This is a genomic window from Paenibacillus sp. ACRRX (assembly GCF_022346885.1).
Classification (GTDB): domain Bacteria; phylum Bacillota; class Bacilli; order Paenibacillales; family Paenibacillaceae; genus Paenibacillus_B.
Window position 1 is genome coordinate 101,494 of sequence record NZ_JAKRNK010000009.1, and the last position, 19,148, is coordinate 120,641.

At 46.5% G+C, this 19,148-nt stretch carries 17 protein-coding genes; 8 read left to right on the top strand and 9 right to left on the bottom strand.

Annotated features, from left to right (window positions below; all coding sequences use genetic code 11):
* Position 1 precedes the first annotated feature (1 nt).
* The 5 genes from MH117_RS22040 to MH117_RS22060 all read left to right on the top strand — a co-directional run bounded on the left by MH117_RS22040 (position 2) and on the right by MH117_RS22060 (position 8,740).
* The gene (locus MH117_RS22040) at positions 2-2,473 is read left to right on the top strand and encodes a tubulin-like doman-containing protein (protein WP_239332768.1); all 2,472 of its coding nucleotides are present in this window, start codon (positions 2-4) and stop codon (positions 2,471-2,473) included.
* An 81-nt stretch (positions 2,474-2,554) separates the two neighbouring features.
* A complete protein-coding gene (locus MH117_RS22045) occupies positions 2,555-3,835 on the top strand; it encodes a vWA domain-containing protein (protein ID WP_239332527.1) in 1,281 nt (426 codons plus the stop codon).
* Positions 3,836-3,869: 34 nt separating this feature from the next.
* A complete protein-coding gene (locus MH117_RS22050; protein WP_239332529.1) occupies positions 3,870-4,505 on the top strand; it encodes a beta-mannanase in 636 nt (211 codons plus the stop codon).
* A gap of 12 nt (positions 4,506-4,517) precedes the next feature.
* Positions 4,518-5,780 carry a TRAFAC clade GTPase domain-containing protein gene (locus tag MH117_RS22055; protein WP_239332531.1) on the top strand — a complete coding sequence of 421 codons (1,263 nt, stop codon included), beginning with the start codon at positions 4,518-4,520 and terminating at the stop codon, positions 5,778-5,780.
* Positions 5,777-8,740, top strand: coding sequence for a GAP1-N2 domain-containing protein (locus tag MH117_RS22060; RefSeq protein ID WP_239332533.1), 2,964 nt, complete (start codon positions 5,777-5,779; stop codon positions 8,738-8,740). Before MH117_RS22055 ends, MH117_RS22060 begins: the two co-directional genes overlap by 4 nt.
* Before the next feature lie 97 nt (positions 8,741-8,837).
* On the opposite strand, the gene MH117_RS22065 is transcribed toward MH117_RS22060, so the two are convergent.
* Complete coding sequence (locus MH117_RS22065) at positions 8,838-9,020, bottom strand: hypothetical protein (RefSeq protein WP_239332535.1); 183 nt, start codon at positions 9,018-9,020, stop codon at positions 8,838-8,840.
* A 64-nt stretch (positions 9,021-9,084) separates the two neighbouring features.
* Positions 9,085-10,308, bottom strand: coding sequence for a glycosyltransferase family 4 protein (locus tag MH117_RS22070; RefSeq protein WP_239332537.1), 1,224 nt, complete (start codon positions 10,306-10,308; stop codon positions 9,085-9,087).
* 209 nt (positions 10,309-10,517) lie between these two features.
* Here MH117_RS22070 and MH117_RS22075 point away from each other — a divergent pair, with 209 nt between their 5' ends.
* Positions 10,518-10,877 (top strand): hypothetical protein, encoded by a 360-nt coding sequence (locus tag MH117_RS22075; protein ID WP_239332539.1) that lies wholly within the window; start codon positions 10,518-10,520, stop codon positions 10,875-10,877.
* Positions 10,878-11,009: 132 nt separating this feature from the next.
* Here MH117_RS22075 and MH117_RS22080 read toward each other — a convergent pair whose 3' ends face one another.
* Positions 11,010-12,092, bottom strand: coding sequence for a glycosyltransferase family 4 protein (locus MH117_RS22080; protein ID WP_239332541.1), 1,083 nt, complete (start codon positions 12,090-12,092; stop codon positions 11,010-11,012).
* 262 nt (positions 12,093-12,354) lie between these two features.
* Positions 12,355-13,353: a ketoacyl-ACP synthase III gene (locus tag MH117_RS22085; protein ID WP_239332543.1), complete on the bottom strand. Its 999-nt coding sequence runs from the start codon at positions 13,351-13,353 to the stop codon at positions 12,355-12,357.
* A gap of 316 nt (positions 13,354-13,669) precedes the next feature.
* Between MH117_RS22085 and MH117_RS22090 the strand changes: the two genes are divergently transcribed.
* Positions 13,670-14,461, top strand: a complete 792-nt coding sequence (locus tag MH117_RS22090; RefSeq protein WP_239332545.1) for a YhcN/YlaJ family sporulation lipoprotein — start codon at positions 13,670-13,672, stop codon at positions 14,459-14,461.
* Positions 14,462-14,646: 185 nt separating this feature from the next.
* Positions 14,647-14,871 carry a helix-turn-helix domain-containing protein gene (locus MH117_RS22095; RefSeq protein ID WP_019422432.1) on the top strand — a complete coding sequence of 75 codons (225 nt, stop codon included), beginning with the start codon at positions 14,647-14,649 and terminating at the stop codon, positions 14,869-14,871.
* A gap of 22 nt (positions 14,872-14,893) precedes the next feature.
* Here MH117_RS22095 and MH117_RS22100 read toward each other — a convergent pair whose 3' ends face one another.
* The 5 genes from MH117_RS22100 to MH117_RS22120 form a co-directional block, all read right to left on the bottom strand.
* Positions 14,894-15,163, bottom strand: a complete 270-nt coding sequence (locus tag MH117_RS22100; RefSeq protein WP_239332547.1) for a hypothetical protein — start codon at positions 15,161-15,163, stop codon at positions 14,894-14,896.
* Positions 15,136-16,311: an N-acetylglucosamine-6-phosphate deacetylase gene (gene nagA / locus MH117_RS22105; protein ID WP_239332549.1), complete on the bottom strand. Its 1,176-nt coding sequence runs from the start codon at positions 16,309-16,311 to the stop codon at positions 15,136-15,138. The genes MH117_RS22100 and nagA overlap by 28 nt, the downstream gene beginning before the upstream one ends.
* The gene (gene nagB / locus MH117_RS22110; protein ID WP_239332551.1) at positions 16,304-17,032 is read right to left on the bottom strand and encodes a glucosamine-6-phosphate deaminase; all 729 of its coding nucleotides are present in this window, start codon (positions 17,030-17,032) and stop codon (positions 16,304-16,306) included. Before nagB ends, nagA begins: the two co-directional genes overlap by 8 nt.
* Positions 17,033-17,039: 7 nt before the next feature.
* Positions 17,040-17,897 (bottom strand): MurR/RpiR family transcriptional regulator, encoded by an 858-nt coding sequence (locus MH117_RS22115; protein ID WP_239332553.1) that lies wholly within the window; start codon positions 17,895-17,897, stop codon positions 17,040-17,042.
* A 393-nt stretch (positions 17,898-18,290) separates the two neighbouring features.
* Entirely contained in the window at positions 18,291-19,145 is an 855-nt protein-coding gene (locus MH117_RS22120) for a helix-turn-helix transcriptional regulator (RefSeq protein WP_239332555.1), read from the bottom strand.
* Positions 19,146-19,148 lie beyond the last annotated feature (3 nt).

Consider the following 19,148-nt stretch of genomic DNA (forward strand, 5'->3'; position numbering starts at 1 on the left):
GATACACAACAACCTAAGAAGGTTCGCATTCGATTATGCGAGTTCAGAAGAACGTCAGATCGATCAGGGAGACGATCAGAGCAGCATCCATTTTCCAACTGTATTCCTGTTTATAGGAACTAAGGTGTCAGATGCCATTGCACCTATCATTCAGATAAATGAGCGTAAATGGGATAACAATGCCGGCGTCATGTATGCACATGTGGTGTCTCGCGATTGGATAGCCGCTTCTGCGGATCATAAACAGGGAACTTCCGGGATCTATTCCGGAAGTTCTGTCCCTTCTCATTCAGAAGACGATAGGGATGAAGCAGGGAAGGCTCACGAACAAAATAAGATGCAGACGCGTGTAACACGACTGGAGCTGCCTGTCCACACAACGGGAAAGAGCATGTCGCAGCGCAAGGATGTATACACCCAATTACATCAGGATGAAGGTCACTTGTTGGAATTGAATCGAATGCTGCGCCAAATCAGTTACAGTATAGCAGAGTACGGGCGGTTATATGCATCTTTTGATCGCATTCATGTGGCGGTCATAACCCGGGTGGATGATCCGCTGAACGTATTTGTGCCCGAAATATCTTTGCTCGCCAAAGATATTTTCAACCAATCGTTTAAGTCGGTACAGATGGACCTGTACGCCTTAATAAGCGAGAAAGAGCAGATGGAGTCATTTGGCTATGATAGTTCGCTCGGAGTGGCGTTTCTCCGAGAGTTGGATTATATGCAGAGTTCTCAATATTCATTCCATGCACCCTTGCATGTGACAGAAGACGGCATCTCGATTCCGGTCGTCCACTCCGCTGCACCCTTGTTTGATCTGGCGTACCTGCTCTCAGACAAAAATGAACGAGGCATCTCGTCTACTCATGACCTGGAAGATAACTGTGAAATCATCTGCCATATGAGTCTGTTAAAAAATCGAAAGCTGACGGACGTCTCGCACGAGCAGCAAGGTGAGCGTTATAACAATACGTCTTTTAAAAATAACATCATGACGGAAGATGGCAGACAAGGTTATGTATCCGCGGGGTTCTCCAGAGTGAAACGTCCGAACGAGTCCATTGCACTCACTGTAATGTATCAATTATACCGGGAACTCGTGGTGAGGATGAACGATATACAGATGCGGAGCAGCATAGAGAAACTGGAAGTGCTTGGATTAACTCCGGCAGATGTGGCCAGTGTCACGGCGGGGATTGTGCCAGATGACCATGCCATTCAGGATATGAGCGGTATTATGACGCATGGGATAAGCTATTCTCAGCTAAAGCATATGACGCTGCGAGAAGCAGAACAAGCTTTGTTTGGTGATGGCTGTGAGGCTTACTTTCGGGATAACTTCATACGAGCTGCAGAGCTTCGTATGAGCCAGCACAGTGCGGCAGAACAGCTGCATCAGCACGTTCAGCAAACTTTGAGCAAGCATCCAGATATCAGCTTGTTTCAACTTTATGAGTGGACGAATGAAGCAAATGAAGCAGAGAGCATTTGGCGTGACTTCCATGGTCTGATTCGGGACAAATCCAAAGTGCTGGAGTCGGTTCGGGGAGAACTTGAACAAATGTATCAAGAAAGCGTAGACGAGCAGTCTTTTCAGCGCTTGCCGCTGATGGACAAACATAATGTGCGCAGCTTTATCCGCTGTTTCTTCGACAAAGTGTATCGCTATAAGCTTGAGATGCTCCGCTTGGAAATGGAACTGGCATGGTACCGTGAATATGAAACGGCGCTTGGACAGCTCCATGCTGCATGTTCCCGTCAAGTCCGGGTAATGAAGCAAGTGGAACATGAGCTTCATCAAGCAGCACGGAGCATGATCAGAGAGGCTGATGATTATATTGGTCAGAACATTATAGAGTACTATCAACTCGTAACAGCTGCTGTTATGCAGGACATTGAAGCCAAGCGCGGAGAGGGGAGCTTCTTTGAGGATCGCTTTATAGGGAATCTCTCCCAGCTTGCGGAAGCAGGAGCGGAGGCGCTTACGGACAAGCTAATGGCGGTCTGTAAGCAGCATATTTTAACTGCGGCACCGTTCCATCAAACATTCGAAGAAGAATTGCTGCGACGCGCAAATGTTACCGTTGATTACAGCAACCGCGAAGTATTGTCAAAGGATGAATTGTTTAAAAAGCTGTATCGAACATTGGAAGAGCATGCGGTTATTCATATTCGTTTATTGGATTATACGCATGAGCACCGTTATGAAGAAAAATACTTTTTTGGCGACCGTTCAAGTGAATTTATTCGGTATGCGCTTAGTACGGACGAAACGTCGCGTATATATAAGCTGGGTTGTGTGCATGAGAGACGCAGTAGTGGTGTAGAGAAGTTAAACCTGATGGGCGGTTTCCATGTAGAGGATATGATGTATTACCGCAACGGCAGAGTGTATTACGATAGTTACGCCCAGAACGGATACGAGTTCCACGGCATTAACCCAGACCTTTTGCCGGATATCCGCTGATCGTGTTTGCTGATAGGCTTCGCTCGATGCGAGGCCTACGGTGCGTCATGTTCCTATTTCATGTGAGAGGATGCAATCAATATGCAGCGTAAAGTGAATATGCTGATGGTGCTGTTTAGCTTGATCGGAGGACTGATCGGCTTTACGGTCGGCGAATGGCTGTTGCACAGTCTGCTTGGAGAATGGCCGAGGGTTATTGTAGTGGGACTATATTTTGGGACAGTCGCTTTCTTTATTGGCTTGTTCTGTCTGATCGCAGAGATGATATCGCCGCGTTTGAGCGGGGCGTCCTGGCGTCAACGCTATGTCGGGAATTCATGGAAGTTCCTTGTGCCAGCCACGTTAGTTATGCTCTTTGTGGCAGGACTTGCGCTGGAGTTTGTCCATCAGCTGGACTTGGGAGGGGCTAGGCCCGTTAAAGATATCACACTTGTCATCGACAATTCCGGCAGCATGCGGGATACGGACCCTGATAATGATCGATACAAGGCAGCCAAGCAGATGATCGGGGAAATGGACAGTGACAAAAAGGTAGCGGTCATTGTATTTAATGATAAAGCCGACCTGCTTCAACCTTACATTCAAGTGAAAGATCAAGCAGCTAAAGAAAGTATATACAATAAGATCGATGCGCTTAAACCGACGGAAGGCGGTACGGATATTGGCTTGTCACTGTCCGAAGCGATGAAGCATATCAAAGATAACGATACGGCAGGTCGCGGCACAATGGTTGTGCTGCTTTCGGACGGTTTTAGCGAGATGAACACTGGCGAAGCGCTGGCGGAATACCAACGACAGGGGATCGCCGTTCATACGATTGGCCTGAGTCTAGTAGATGCAAAGGGTGCCGGCTTGCTGCAAGATATCGCCAACCAGTCAGGCGGTCAGTACTATGATGTGTCAAAGGCTGACGAACTGTCCTTTGTATTTGAGCAAATTTATAACAAGATTGGCGAGCGTACGTTGATTACGGAGCGCACCGGGCCGCTAAAAGATAGTGGGTATTATACGGCGCTTCGAGTTGCAGCGCTGGTACTTATTGGGGCGGCGCTAGGGCTTGCACTTGGACTTGTGTTTGACAATCGCCACCTGGCGAGAAGTTTTGCCATTGGAGGCGCATTTGCAGGCTTGATGTCCGGCATATTGCTGGAGGTGGGCTTAACTGGGCAGCCATTTAACGATGCCGTAATTAGACTGTTAGCCGATCTGATATTGGCGTGTGTCATCACGTTGTTTACCCTGGTTGTGCCAGTACAGGAGAACCAGCGGCTGCGTGAAGGCCGTCAACGTCCAGGATCAACTGGGCGTACCGGTGGCAGCTTTGCCGCTCGTCAGCAGGAAAGCCGCAATAAAGGGTTCTAAACGTGAGAGCCAAGTGCGGAGGAGGCAAGAAGTGATGCAGTATATCCAAGCGGATACGGCAACTCCAGTCATCAAGGGGATCACCCACAGTGTTGATAATGATCGCAGCACGATACGCTGGTTATGGCCCGAAGGTGTTCAAGTCGTATACATTCATAAGGCTAACGCAGATGAACAGCTACAATTACAGCCAGTCCCGGCCAGTCTGAAGTTGTACACAAAGGATGAATATAAAGCCAACAATGGCTATTATGACCGGATAGAGGGTTTTGGCCGAATCGTATATACGATATTTGCCTGTGTGATGACGGGTGGTACAGCGCAGCTCGTTCTACAGGCAGACGGTTCTAACCGTGTTGTCATGAGTACGGGTAAAGCTAAAATCTACTTCTCGATTCGTCAAAAAAGCACGTTGTTCAAAAAACTCAAATCGGTTCACATTCAGGTGACGGCAGAAGTTCCTATTGCAAAGGAAGTATTGTGTTATGTGAAGAAGCAAGGGGCTTACCCGGCGAATAAAGAAGACGGAACCGTGTATCCATTTGTTGCGCCGTTTGCCCCAGGCAAAAACGTGCTGCCAATCATCGAGATTGGAAAGGATGACTATATTCGGTTATTTTTTACCGACGGACGCTTATACGGGCAATTATACGAATTGATACCGGAATAAGGAGGGTTCACTATGGGTATTTTTGATTTGTTTAAAAAGAAACCACAGACGGCGCCCAAGCCGCTCTATTACGATATTGTCTGTCCTTACTGTTTTAGTAAATTCACTCCCGAAGAGGTCGTGTTCCGCGCAGCACATCACCGCGAGGATGATGAGAATTATGCGTTGCAGGAAGATGAGAAGCTAAATAAATATCGGGAGCGCTTCGGGTTGGACACCGTGTATGACATGGAGGCTGTGCTGGATCCGCATGATATTCCAGAGGAGCATCATTTGTACTCGGATCATGTGCTGATCGGTCTGAATGATCGTTATGGTGTTGTGACCAGAAGCCGATTATGCCCGAACTGCCACAATGAGCTGCCTGTTACAGCAGGAAAAGTACCAAGCAACATTATATCGATCATTGGTGCTTCCCAAGTCGGTAAATCGGTGTATATGACGTCGCTTATTCATACGCTGCAGCATATGACCGCCGATCATTTTGACGCCGCATGTATGCCGCTCAATGCCGAGATTAGTCGTAAATTTCGCACGATGTACGAGGAGCCTCTGTTCGAACGGGGAGACTTGCTTGCTTCCACACAAAAAGAGAAGATGCAGGAACCGTTTATTTTCCAATTTGTATTTAAGGATGAGACGAAGCCGCCGCTTACACTGGTGTTCTTTGACGTCGCAGGCGAGGGTATGGTGGATCAAGATTACTTGGGCTTGCACGGCCAGCACATTAAGAACTCTGCTGGTATTCTGTTTATGGTGGACCCACTTCAGATTCGATCCATTCGAGAGAAGATTCGCATTAAATACGGCGATACATCGGATAATTGGGTTCCGCAATATGATGAGCCGCGTGATGTGGTGCTGACGATGTTTGGTGACTTCATCGCATATGAGGCGAAGAACAAGACAGATATCCCCACTGCAGTTGTGCTGACAAAGAGTGATATGCTGCATTCCTTAAAGGATGAGGATGGCGAGTATATTAAGTCTAACAGCAACATTTTTAACAACGTTGTGCACCGCAAATATATGGATGTCGCTGAATTCGAAAATATAGACGGTGAAATCCGTCGATTTATTGAAAAGGTAGATCGCCCGTTTAAAGGCACGATGGACGTTTATTTCTCGAACACGGCCTACTTTGCGGTATCTGCGCTTGGCAGCAATCCTGTTGATCAAAAGCTTCAAGGGGTAGTTAGTCCGGTACGGGTAGATGAGCCCTTTATTTGGCTGTTGTATAAGCTGAATTACATTGAAGGGAGAGAAGAACGTTGACGTTATCCGATCCCAGCAAGATTCAGCAGCAGATGTATACGAGAGAACGGCGCGGTATCTTTCGCTCCACGGAAGGGTACGATACGATTGCTAAATCCAAGGGACTAGATCCGAATTGGATTAAAAAAGCGCTGCACCCGTTCTGTGTATACGATGCTCCCGCAGAATTGTCTGCACGAGGGGAGAAGGAAGATACGGCCTATCCGAAGGCGATGCATTTGTTTCACAATGATACAGGACAGATGGTGCTCGGGCGCAGTGTCTACCGTTCAACTGACTTTACCGGCCTGCGCAGCACCTTCTTTACACACAACTATGTAATTCCGGCAGACCGCATCGCGGACATCGTTAACAAGTCCCATTCTTGGCTGGACGTGCTTTACATAGATAGCTACGATATTGAGCAAGGAATGGAACTTGCAGAACTGGATACCTTGCCAACAGCGGAGCAACGCGGAGGAGCACCCTCTGATCCCATTGCGTGGTTGGAAAGCATCGGTATTGGCGAAAAACTGTTTAAGCAGCTGTTATTTGCGGTTATGTCGTCTGTTGCTTCGAAACGTAAAGTATATGTGGCGCTCGATGTGCCAATTGAGCTGGTAGCAGAGACAGCATGTCGATTACTCGGCGTACTTTATACCTGTTTGCCGTATGCATTCCGTCAAACGCTTGGCTTTATAACCTATGCGAAGGAACCGCAAAGCCGTAAAGGTATTCACCTGACTTTTGTCGAGAAAGGCAGTCTTAGACCAAACGATCGAAATACAGATAAGGACTACACGTTTGATCTCGCATCGCAGCGGGTAACTAATGCGGATGTGGATTTCAGCAAGCAGCCTTACTTGGACCTGGCGTGGACCAATTTGACGCAGCTTGATCGAGCAGAAGATTTCTATCAGTTTGCAGGTCAGATGCTGGCAGATATGGATGCCGTTCGTCATACAGCAATTACGAGCTACCATGAACTCGCTGTATTTTATCAGGTTGAAGCGGGCAACGAATCACTGTACGATGTCAACAAAAATGCAGTGCTGCGTGCGATGCTAGAATATTTGACGCCTGCAGGAGCCATAACGGGCAAAAAGCGGCTTAACGAGCTGTTTATGTCGCGTTTTACACGGGAATTCGAGCTTATCAAGCAGCGCCAAATCCCGGAATTGCAGCTGGTTAAATGTTTGAAAGAGTATGCAGAACTGCCAGACACAGATGTGGATAAACAGTTGGTCGCTTATATGATAGGCGCGATCCATAATGCGCAGTTGGACAAACGCAAAGACCGGTCGGAGGCATTTTACACATTAGTTGGAAGCCAGCCGTCCTTAAGTCGCGCATTTTTTGATACCGTATTAAATTTGGGTAAAGCAAGCGAATTGTTTGAGCCGTATATCCAGCAGCAATTTCTCACAGCTATAAAAGCTGAGGATGTCGTGCAGTTGGCGTACCAGTGGTCGTCTACACATCCGCAGACGCTCAAAAATGCTTTTTTTGTGGAGCTGGCGGAAAAGCAGTTAGTGAGCAAGCTGCGCACAGAATCTGATGCTGTGGCAGCTGTCAACGCGACACATGATTTGATCGATGAGCTGCTGGAGCGTAATCGTGATTACGGGAACGGTACTCTAATGCAGAAGCTGTCTTATTCGGCAGACCTTTTCCTGTTGACGGAGCTGAATCTGGAGCAGGTTCGGAAAGAGCAGCTGCTGAAAATCGGATTTTTACAATATCCGGATGAAGTAAAGTCTTGGGCAGCTCGATTTAACCAACAGGTTCAAAGTAAAGCAGCCATTATGCTGGCAGCTTATCAATGGTTTGTTGAGCAGGACCCGGACGAAACCGTGTTTGATGATCTTACCTTATCTGAGTTGGATCAGGTACAAAAGCTGGGACGCAACTGGCTGCAGCGGGATATCATACCGGATCAGTTCGGCAGATTGGTGCTGGCCTTCTACTGTGAAGCACCAAGCGGCACGGTTGATTACGGAGCACTGCTTCATTATTTGCAGCTGAACTCACCGGATAAAGAGACGCTGTATCAATTTATGAGATGGTCGGAGACTCAAATGAACTTTGTCCGCTCACGCAAGCTTGTACCTGCATACGCGGCTGCAATCGTATCTTACTTTAAGAAGCATGATCGTGATGCTTTTAAGAACAGAGCTAATCGTAAGGCTTATTTTGAACAGGCAGGAACTGCACTTAAGCCTGTTTATGAAAAAGCGAGAATGGAGCTGTCGTCCCCGCTCGTAAAGTTCTTCAAGCGAAACAAGAAAGTAAGTCTGATGCTTGTTACGATGTTAGTAGTTGTTGGGGGTACGCTGCTGGGACTGCAAGCTGCGGGGGTATTTGAGCCGCCGGCCCCGGTAGCAGTGGAGAAGCCGTCGGAAGGGAAGAAACCGGAGACAGATACTTTACCACAGACAGGAAAAGAGCATAAGCCTCTCGTATTTGCCGAACTCGTTACGGATAAAGTCGAAGGTGTAGATAAGGTGACAACACAGCTCGTATTTGAAGTAGCAACAGAAGCTGAATGTGCTGCATTTGATACAAAACGAATACAGGTTACCTTTAATGACGGGAAGCAGATCGAATATAAGGATCGGAAGGCGCTCTCGACCTGCAAGGCGAATGCCCAAGATCAGCTAGGCTCTGCCCTGCCAGATAAGGAAGCAGTGAGTCAAGGTGAAGATAAACAAGGTTCAACTGATTCTGCCACAGGTGATGATTCAGCCGCGGGGTCCGGTAATACTGGAACAAAGCCAGCAGATACGAGTGCTGATGGGAAAGAGAAGGACAGCAAAGATGAAGCGAAATTATCAGAAAATGCTGGGAAGAATGCTGCCGCTGGAGAAACTACAGGTGCATTACCCTATCGTATAACGGTAAAACTGGGCGAACAGGTCAGCACCTCGGACATCCGTGAAGTGGCTGTAGGCACTACTATTTTTCCTTTTATCGTAAAATAAAATGAGCAAGCTGTGAGAAGGGGGCTGAAATGCCCCTTTTTTTGTGTTTATAACCTAAGAGGAAGCTTCAGTCTTTGCTTAAAAGGTGATCAAAGGTTCAGCGTTGATTCGGTAACGATTGCGAATCTAAAAAAGGGGCTGCCACTTGAAGATCTGGAATGACGTAGTGGTCAGGCACACGCTCAATGATCACATTCCAGACGAGGGATTCGACCATAATCCCGTCTGTAGAGGGTGGGGTCAAAAATAGATTGCTGTACAAGCTGCCCGGCACTTGCATACTAATAGCACCTCCTACGTGTAAATGTATGAAGTCGTATTTTCGTGTTAACCAAGCTGGAGGGTTATTTTTTATGCATTACCTGCTCATACATTCGCATCATATTTCTATTATATTGATCAATGGACCAATGCTTCTGACTGAATAGGCGAGCTTTAGCGCCAAGCTTACGTCTTTTTTCCTTAGATTGCAGCAGTTCGTTTAGCAGTGTTGACAAGGCGTGCTCGTTATCTTTAGGAACGATAAGACCTGTCAATCGATGCTCAACCATTTCAGACAGTCCTCCTGTATTGGACACGATAACGGCATTTCCTGCAAGCTGTGCTTCAATGACTGACAAAGGCTGATTATCTTGGAGACTAGGCTGCACATAGATATCTGTCATTGCCATAAAGCTTGGCACATCTGCACGTGCACCCCAGAATGTGATATCTTCCTGAAGATCACAGGCTGCTGCAAACCGTATATATTCCTCACGCTTAGGGCCATCGCCGACAATCCAGCATATCCAATCATTGCGCTGTGTTTTCAACTTAGCCAAGGCCCGAATAAGTACTTCAATTCCTTTTAAATGGACGAGTCGTCCTGCAAAAGTAATTACTTTCTTACGAGGAGGACGACTGATGTCGTTCCGTGTATTTAAAAGTTTTGTGTATTTGGCCGTATCAATACCATAGGGAAATACGGATATGCGATGAGCGGCAACGCCGTAATCGTCAACAAACCGTTTTTTAAGCCATTTGGAAGAAGCTGCGGCATGAGAAGAGGACTGCAGGCCTTGATGCTCTATCCTGCGATAATACTGTAAGATAGGCTTCATATCACGGTCAGCCGCCGTATTCGTATCCATTAATAGCTGGATTTCCCCCGGCAAGTAGCCATGGGGATTGACGATTAACGGCAGCTGCGCTGGCTTGACTCGTGCGAATGCACGTGCGGAAATTACATCATGCGTATGGATCAGATCGTATTGTTCCAGCCGGAGGCTTAAGGCGACACATTCCAGTGTATATCGATCGATCTCGGTATTATAGATGACGGGTACAGCCACTAAGTCAGTTTGTCGAAGATGGGATTCGATTAGCGGCAAATACAAAGATTTATGAAATTTAAGCTGGCGATTAACGAGATGATAGTATTCAGGATTGTTGCCCAAAATATCAACTTGATGACCCTGCCGAATTAAGTCTTGTGCCAGTCTTTCCATTAAAGGCCAGACACCGCCCAAGTGCGGAAGCTCCCAATAAGTAGCTAACAATATTTTCATCACCATCACGATCCCATCCATATCAGGATATTGCAGTATATGGCATATCTTCATAAAGCGTATAGGTGATTTTTCTGAGGGAGATCTGTCATGCGGCCCACATTCCCCCCCAGGAATATCAGTGTTAAAAGCTTCATGTGAGAGGAGATAGGCGCATACCCTTGCCTAAAATCAAGCTGCTGCATATGTTAACACGATAGTTGTCGGCTTGATAGTGAAGGGAGAAGGCGATGGGCGTATACTATTCAACTACATTTAATAACCCGGAAACACAAGAAGGCCCAGTAGTCAAAGTGTTAGATCTGCATATTACGAACCAGCATCACCGCGCAGCCAACGTGCTGATTCGACTTATATGTAATGGCGTAGTTGTAGCAGAGCACTTAAACAGGCTAAAAGCTAAAAATAACTCGGCATCCGCATTTAAAATTCAGGAGATGCGTTTACAGCCGGGTGCATTTGGAATACAAATATTCACAACTACAACAGGGCATCATCCGCTCGTTATCCAAGCTGCATTCAAGGATGGTCAGCGTTCTGTCATTCGAACAATCGGAATGGAGATGTTTACAGAAGTAGATATAGTGTGAAAAGACGCCGATTATTGAAAAAAGCTCGATCACAGGTAGGGAATCGTTACGAATATACGAGACTCTGGATTGAGGAGTCATGGTTAAGACGGACGCATGGTCGGTTACCCGAACAAACGTCCGTCTGTTTTGTTATGGCTCAACGTGCAGCGGGAGCTGTGCCAGCATTTTGGTAAATTGCTTCAGGTAGAGGTCAGGTGAAAAGTGAGTGCGGATATGAGCGACACCAGCATCTCTTATCGAGGCACGTAAACGCTGATCGGTCATCAGCCTCATTCCCCCCTGGACAGCTTGCTGAATATTGCCATGTCGATAATACATGCCAGTCTGATTGTGTATAATAAATGCGCGTACACCATCCGAGTCGGTACTTAAGACGGGGCAGCGGCAGCACATAGCTTCCGCGACGGCGTAGCCGAATCCTTCCAGAATGGATGTTGATAGCAGCAGTCCCCCTGAATCACCGACCATTGAAAAATAGGTCATCATATCTGCATGAGGCACATTGTTGCGGATGGTCAGCTTGTTGCGAAGTCCAAGCTTGTCAATCATCGGCTCGAATTGTTTGCGCTCTTCCTCTATATATATGTTTGGATCTGCAAACATCCATAGCTGCAAAGCAGGAATTAATTTAGTTAGACTGCTGCCAATTTCGAGAAAATGTTTCCAATTTTTATTTTTCTCCAGACGCCCTACCCAAGCAAGAACAGGATAAGGGAGTGGAGCGCGAGCTTGATAATGGAATGTAGAAGCATTAATAACATTGGGAAATGAAAAGCGGGGCAGCCATGGACAGTGATGTTCAAACATCTCAATTAGATGAGAAGTAGCAGGCAGCAGCACACCGTTTGCATAGTCGCGTAGGAAGGGCAGTGCCTCTAGCATAGTTTGTTCTGCAGTGGAATGCATACCTAAGCCCTGTGCTTCAAAAATAAGCGGGCCTCTATATCCTAACGTTCGAATTCGCCTCAGCATCAAGTAGTCGGATGAGACGAATATAGCTGTATATTGATGCTCATCAAGTAGTGCTTGAATCTGTTCGTCAAGATTGGTTATTAAAGTGGGGATGTTGTTAACATTGTTTTGAATGCCTGCACCGTGTTGAGTATACAGCAAATGGCCCTGTATGCCGCCTTGAAGCAGCGTGTGACATCGCAGCCGATTTAAGGTTTCAAGTCCACCACTTGGCACATAAAAAGTAAACAACACTTTCATTTTCCTTGCCGCCTCATTTCAAGTGAAGTAATCAAGCACTTGTTGTCGCTCAGCATGGCGGTTGTACGCTCTCGTTGTTAGCACTGTATGTATAGAGGCATGGATTGGTGTGGGTGAAACATTGTGGTTACCTTTATCCGAACAACGTTGCTAGGTACGGGAATCAGGCAGAATCAGGCAGAACCGGATCGGGGCTGCCTGATTGGTTATTTTCAATCTTCGGGGCAATCTATACGAGTACCTCGCAGCATATTAATGCTTTTTATAAGGTCCAACGGATTAACAGTCCAGCTTGTGATAATCCACCGCCGAAGCCGTAGAGCAGCATCAGCTTACCCGCTGCTAATCTTCCGTCTCGAATGCCTTCTTCTATTGCGAGCGGGATGCTTGCCGCTGATGTGTTCCCGTAACGTTGCACACTTGTTAGGGTATGATCCATTTTAATGCCGGTTCTGTCACAGAGGCTCTCAATCATCCGCAAGTTGGCACTATGTGGGACAAAGATATCCAAGTCGCTCACAGTCAGATTAACCTTATTTAACAGGTTATGAATATGGGCAGGAATTTGTTGCAGCGCCCACTTGTATACTTCCCGTCCGTTTTGATGCAGCTTGCCGTCCTCTGCAAGTTCAAGGCCATTAAGCTTGCAGCTTACAGCTGTGCGATATAACGTACCGCTAAGATCACCATCTGTCACGGAGCTTGCGGCGAGACAAGAAGCTGGAGACTGTGGATCAGACTCTAAGATAACGGCACCTGCACCGTCACCAAATAGGATGCACGTTGAACGATCAGAATAATCAACCGTCTTTGTAAGAACTTCGGTGCCAATAACGATTACTTTTTTATTCATGCCTGAATCAATAAGTCCTATTGCCATCTGCATTGCACTGACAAAGCCTGCACATGCATTGGATATATCTAACGCTAAGCAATCAGGCAGTTGTAGGCGAGCTTGTACAATTGCGGCTGTACTTGGAAAAAAAGTATCTGGCGTCGTAGTGGCCACCAAAATGGCATCGACACCTTGTAGACAGGATGGATAGCGATCAGTCATACGCATCACTGCTTCAAAGGCCAGATCACTGGCATATTGATGTTCAGCAGCTTTTCTTCGTTCCTTCATTCCAGTTCGTTGTACGATCCATTCATCGTTAGTATCTAAAAAAGAGGCAAAGTAGTCATTTGTCATTACCTCTTCGGGTGTATATGCGGCAAATGCAGTAATGCGTGCTGTCGTATTTAATTGGACTGTAGGCATGCGTTGCCCTCCTTATAGATAATTAAATTATTATTTAGAACTAGATATTAGTACTAGGTACTAAATATAATACAAATCATACCATGACCTGTCAATACAATATGACATGAGCTGTTATACATTACTTGTAAGATGACTAAAGAGAACCCCGTTTAAGTTCGTTCGTATTGCACTTTACCAAACCATGACTACTAAGAAAATTAGCTGCAAAGCAGGGAGTAAGGTATCAGGATAAGTTCGGTACGGAGGACGCACCATACTGAATGTCAACATCACGATCTCATCAAACCACTAACTGCTCATAGGAGGCACGTACATGCAAATGAGAAAAGCTTTGCTCGCGGTGACAGCGGCAGTAGTCATGATGACAGGGTTAACAGGGTGCTTTGGCAACAAGGATATGACGGCAAAGGGCATACGTACCAATTCAGTACGTTATGACGGTCACAATGGAATTAACCCTTATAATGATGCCAATTATAACACCGGGCGTAATAACGTAAACAATGGTTACCGAGGCGGCTACAATACGTATGGAACTGATTATGATATGGGGCGTAATACGTATGATGCCAACAATTACAACCGATACGGGACCAACATGGGGCGTAACTACAACGCCAATGGCAACACCAACGGCAATAGCCACGGTTTTAAACGTATGCAGTCAAGCCAGAAGATTGCCGACAAAATCAATGCTATTCCAGGAGTCAAGTCGGCCAACGTGTTTGTAACCGATAACAATGCCTATGTAGCTGTAACAACAGACTCGAATTCGCATATGAACCAAGGAACTAACAAAGTGCATCCTTATAGCTTGGACAAAACGTATACACGCTCTACGAATCATGCCAAGACAGCAATTCTTAACGACGATTTAAAATCAATAATCGGCAAGGAAGTTAAAAAGATGGCGCCTGAATGTAACAACGTATACGTGTCTGCCGACGCTAACTTTGTTGATCGTATGAACCAATACGCCACTTATGCGAAGCAAGGTCATCCGCTCCATGGCTTAAATGTCGAGTTTCAAGAGCTTGTTGGGCGTATATTCCCAACCAACGAAGCACCTAACCATACTCGAAACATGGCTCCAGGTATGAGATAACCACTTTCAATGTAAAATGGGCTCAAACACTCCGTGCCGACAAGCTGCCGCAGCTTGCAAGGCGGGTGCGCGCAGCCCATTTTTTTATTCGATCGCACCAAGTGTAATCGCCCTTCATAGTATAAATTTGACTGTATCCCTTAACCTTGTTAAATTACAAAAACTCGGGCAAGGAGGGGTGACACTTGAAGGGTAGCGATCACAAAAGCAAATTCCTACTGACGAACCGTGAGCGCGAAGTCTTTGAATTGCTTGTTCAGGACAAAACGACCCGTGATATCGCACAACAACTATTCATAAGCGAGAAGACGGTACGAAATCACATATCGAATGTGATGCAGAAATTAAATGTGAAGGGTCGTTCGCAAGCGGTTGTCGAGCTGATCAAGCTTGGGGAGCTGAAAATCTGACATTGCCCATCGCCCTGACCATTTAAACTTCTGGCTCCATGCCGGGAAGCGGTATGGATAGGAGGCTCTTTGATGAGCAGGCTGCTGCAGTATACCACTGACGGCTTGCGTCGGATAGATGAAAGGCGTCCCGCCTGCTTATCTTCGTAATCTCGAAGGTGTAGGGCGAGACGTCTCTATTTTTTGGAACGAATGGACAATCTATAAAAGGCACTCCTGTTATCTGCTCAGCAGACGAAGGAGTGCCTTTTTCTATTTTCTCAATTACATATGAGTACGGCCCTTTGCCCATACTTTTTTAATGTTGAGCTCTGCATCGGTCCAGACAAGGTCTGCTTGTTTACCGACTTCAATGCTGCCGGTCACATCATCAATTCCGATTTGCTTAGCGGGATTGATACTCGCCAGCTTGGACGCTTCTTCGACGGACAAACCGACGTGACGAGTAACAAATTGGATCGCGCCAATCATCGTTAAGGTGCTGCCCGCAAGCGAGCCGCCTTCCGTCAGACGTGCCACACCGTCTATAACCGTTACTGGCAATCCACCAAGGTCGTATTGACCGTTAGGCATGCCGGCTGCTGACATCGCATCCGTGATCAGAATCAGCTTGCCAGCCGCTTTAGAGCGTACTAGCAGCTTGATACACGCCGGATGGACATGATGTCCGTCTGCTATTACTTCCGCTGCAATACGGTCGTCTGTAAGTACGCCGCCAGCGACGCCTGGATTGCGGTGATGAACAGGCGTCATCGCGTTAAAGGTATGAACGGCTTGGTTCAATCCTGCATTTGCTGCTTCTGTTAACTGCTCATACGTAGCATCGGTATGAGCGGCCGCCGCATTGATACCGTGCGCTCGGCACCAGCGAATAGCGTTAAGTGCATTATCGCGCTCAGGAGCAAGGCTTAATTGCTTCATTACACCTGGATGACGTTCATGCCAGCCTTCCAGCCAGTCAATTTGTGCATCCATCATAAAGGCATCATTTTGGGCACCCTTGTATTTAGGGTTCACAAAGGGGCCTTCCAAATGCAGCCCTGCAAGCTGTGCATATTTTGAGTTGCTTTTCATGTAGGCATCTACAGCATCCACAACTTTGTCCAGCGCTTCGTGTGACTGTGTCATCGACGTCGCCAGCATGGTTGTCGTTCCATGTTCCATATGGAACTTTGTGATCTGGTCGTAAGCTGTGTGAGATGCATCCATAAAGTCAGCACCAAAGCCGCCATGCACGTGCACGTCGATAAAGCCAGGCATAACATAGCCATTATCTGCGTCGATGGCATCGGTCAGCCATGCTTGTTCCACTGGTGTCAGCTGCGACAGGGTACCAATATAGGCAATGCGGCCGTCCTCTACGCGAACGATTCCGTCATGGATAAGACCGTTCAGCGTCACGAGACGTGCATTTTTAAGCGTAAAGGTTGAGTTAGTCATTGAACTTTTGTGCCGCCTCCTTGTCGAGCAATACGACAACATTTGGATGAGTTTGCAGCAGGGAAGCCGGAACTTCCGTTGTTATTGGACCAGTAAGGGCGCGGTGGATAATATCTGCTTTCTCCGAACCACGGCCGATCAGCAGAATCATTTTTGCTTTTAAAATGGAACCGACTCCCATGGTTACGGCTTGCGTAGGCACTTGATCAATCGAATCAAAAAATCGAGCGTTGGCTTGACGCGTTTCTTCTTTTAATTGCACGACATGAGTACCACCATGCAATTGCTGATCAGGCTCATTAAAGCCGATATGCCCATTATGGCCAATGCCAAGGAATTGGATATCAATAGATGCTTGGGCAAGTGCTGCATCGTACTGTTTGCATTCTGCTTTAAGGTCAACTGCATTGCCATCAGGCACACGAGTATTAGTTTTGTTAATGTCGACATGGTTAAACAACTGCGTGTTCATGAAGGAGCGGTACGTTTCCGGGTGTCCTTCTGGCAAACCTACATACTCGTCCAAGTTATACGATTGTACATTTTTAAAGCTGACATATCCTTTTTCATAAAGACGAATCAGTTCTTGGTAAATACCGATGGGGGAACTGCCTGTAGCAAGACCAAGCACTGCATTGGGCTTAGTTTGAATCAGACTTGCAACGATGCCAGCACCAATCTGGTTTAGTTCTTCGTTGGTATTAAATGTCATAATGTTCATTTGTATATTACCTCCCTTTATCTTTACGGTACTTTCGTACCATGCGATACGATTGTTCGAGCTTCGGAATATGTTCGTCAAACTGCTCGCTGACCATGCCGGCAAAAATAATATCAATAACATGCAGCTGTGCAATTCGTGATGCCATATCCCCGCGACGCATGCCTTCTTCTAAGGAAGAGGCAAATAAGTTAATGTCGGCTAAGTTAGCGAGACGGTTATTACCGACCTTAGTCAGCGAAATCGTAGTAGCTCCGCGCTCCTTGGCACACTGCAAGGAATCAATCGTCTCGGGTGTTTCACCCGAATACGATATGGCGATAGCAACATCATCAGTGCCCAGATTGGCGGCCGATGTGATCTGCATATGAGGATCAGCAAAGGCGGTAGCATGCTTACCAATACGTACGAGCTTCTGATAGAAGTCCATTGCAACGATGCCTGATGTGGCAACGCCGTATAAATCGATGTGCCGAGCGCGTTGGAGCGCAGCAATCGTACGTTCTAGCGCATGAATGTCCAACAATCTTGTCGTATCTGAGATAGAACGGAGATGATTGGATTCAATTGCGGTAACGATATCAGCCAGTTTGTTGCCTGCGATAATATCTTGATAAGTCAAGGGTGTAGTCTGCTGGGCCAAGTCTGCGGCCAACTTCGTCTTAAAGTCAGGATATCCGCGAAAATGAAGCGATTTGCAAAATCGAGTCACCGTGGCCGCGGAAGTACTGGACTGCTCGGCCAACTCCGTAATGCCCATTGTCACCACATTACCCGGAAATTGAAGCATATAGTCAGCAAGCTTGCGCTCCTGCTGATGAAAATGGTCTAACTGCTGCCGGATGGCATGGAGAATACTCGACAATGTAAATCATCTCACTTCATGTAATCGTAATGCTTGGGTGTTAATACAAGCTGTCGTGCATTCATCATGTAGGGATTGTGTAATGGTTAATTGCCATGAAAAAAATTTTAATTATTTAATCCTTTGTCATGAAAAAAATTTTAGTGGATATCCCTATCATAGCGAAGAAAATAGGTGCGTGCAAGTGAATTCCATCATTGTTTCATAACCGTCAAATATAGGGTACCCGTTCATAGGAACTTCACCATATAAAGGTTGTGATAGATTGGTTTGTGTAAATTTACTTTTGCATATTCTAACAATTGCGCGAAGTATGCACGCCATACAAACTGCTTGGCGCATACAAGTAAAAACAGTCATGGGCTGCTTCTTTGCATCCCATTTTTCGTAGACTTACTGGCCATCTTGAAATTGACGCTGCTCACGGAATTGCTTGGGAGATAGGCCTAGTCGATTGCGGAATGTCCGGTGGAAATAGGAATAGCTCTGAAACCCGCACATCTCGGCTATTTGTTCTAACGACATGTAGCCATGCAAAATACGTTCACACGCCATACTTATCCGCACTTCAATTGCGTAGTCCATAATAGATTGTTGGAAGACGTCCTTGAATAAATGAGAAGCGCGTGATGCACTAACCTGAACAGACTCGGCGACATCTTGTATGCTGAAGCTTTCCGTTGCGTTGATCTCAATATATTGCTTCATGCGATGTGCAAGTTGTGTGGTCCGATCGTCAAGGCTATTCATATGCGGGTGCTGTAAGGCACGCTCGAACATAAGAAATAGTACAAATGTCAAATGTCTGACAATATCGTTCATGTGATTTTCTGGCAGGCGCTGCTCCTGCATAATCTCACGCCATATGGCTAGCATTCGATCATCAATTGCGTGATTGGATAACCAAGGAGGTTGATGGTCCAACCACCATTTCTCTATCCAAGGTCCATTAACCATCATATAGTAATCGAGGCTGTGCACCTTCGTCATGGTCTCCATGGTTTCGGGATCTTTGTATCCGATTTTGAGGTCATAGTGCTGCTTGGGGCCAAGCATAATCATCTGTCCGGGCAATATCGGGACATACTGATCATGTGTTCGAATATGAGCGCTTCCCTCAAGCTGAATACGAATAATGTAATGTTTCAGCGATGGAATAACAAGGCTAAGCGGTTTACGATGACGGGCGTATCCAGCATGCAGAATGGGGAATTGCTGCTCCATTTGATTATGTGCATTTTTGCTCAAAGT

Coding starts and splice junctions, on each gene's coding strand:
- MH117_RS22045 (WP_239332527.1), top strand. CDS start 2,555: ATGCAGCGTAAAGTGAATATGCTGATGGTGCTGTTTAGCTTGATCGGA.
- MH117_RS22050 (WP_239332529.1), top strand. CDS start 3,870: ATGCAGTATATCCAAGCGGATACGGCAACTCCAGTCATCAAGGGGATC.
- MH117_RS22055 (WP_239332531.1), top strand. CDS start 4,518: ATGGGTATTTTTGATTTGTTTAAAAAGAAACCACAGACGGCGCCCAAG.
- MH117_RS22065 (WP_239332535.1), bottom strand. CDS start 9,020: ATGCAAGTGCCGGGCAGCTTGTACAGCAATCTATTTTTGACCCCACCC.
- MH117_RS22070 (WP_239332537.1), bottom strand. CDS start 10,308: ATGGATGGGATCGTGATGGTGATGAAAATATTGTTAGCTACTTATTGG.
- MH117_RS22075 (WP_239332539.1), top strand. CDS start 10,518: ATGGGCGTATACTATTCAACTACATTTAATAACCCGGAAACACAAGAA.
- MH117_RS22080 (WP_239332541.1), bottom strand. CDS start 12,092: ATGAAAGTGTTGTTTACTTTTTATGTGCCAAGTGGTGGACTTGAAACC.
- MH117_RS22085 (WP_239332543.1), bottom strand. CDS start 13,353: ATGCCTACAGTCCAATTAAATACGACAGCACGCATTACTGCATTTGCC.
- MH117_RS22090 (WP_239332545.1), top strand. CDS start 13,670: ATGCAAATGAGAAAAGCTTTGCTCGCGGTGACAGCGGCAGTAGTCATG.
- MH117_RS22100 (WP_239332547.1), bottom strand. CDS start 15,163: ATGGGCAAAGGGCCGTACTCATATGTAATTGAGAAAATAGAAAAAGGC.
- nagA (WP_239332549.1), bottom strand. CDS start 16,311: ATGACTAACTCAACCTTTACGCTTAAAAATGCACGTCTCGTGACGCTG.
- nagB (WP_239332551.1), bottom strand. CDS start 17,032: ATGAACATTATGACATTTAATACCAACGAAGAACTAAACCAGATTGGT.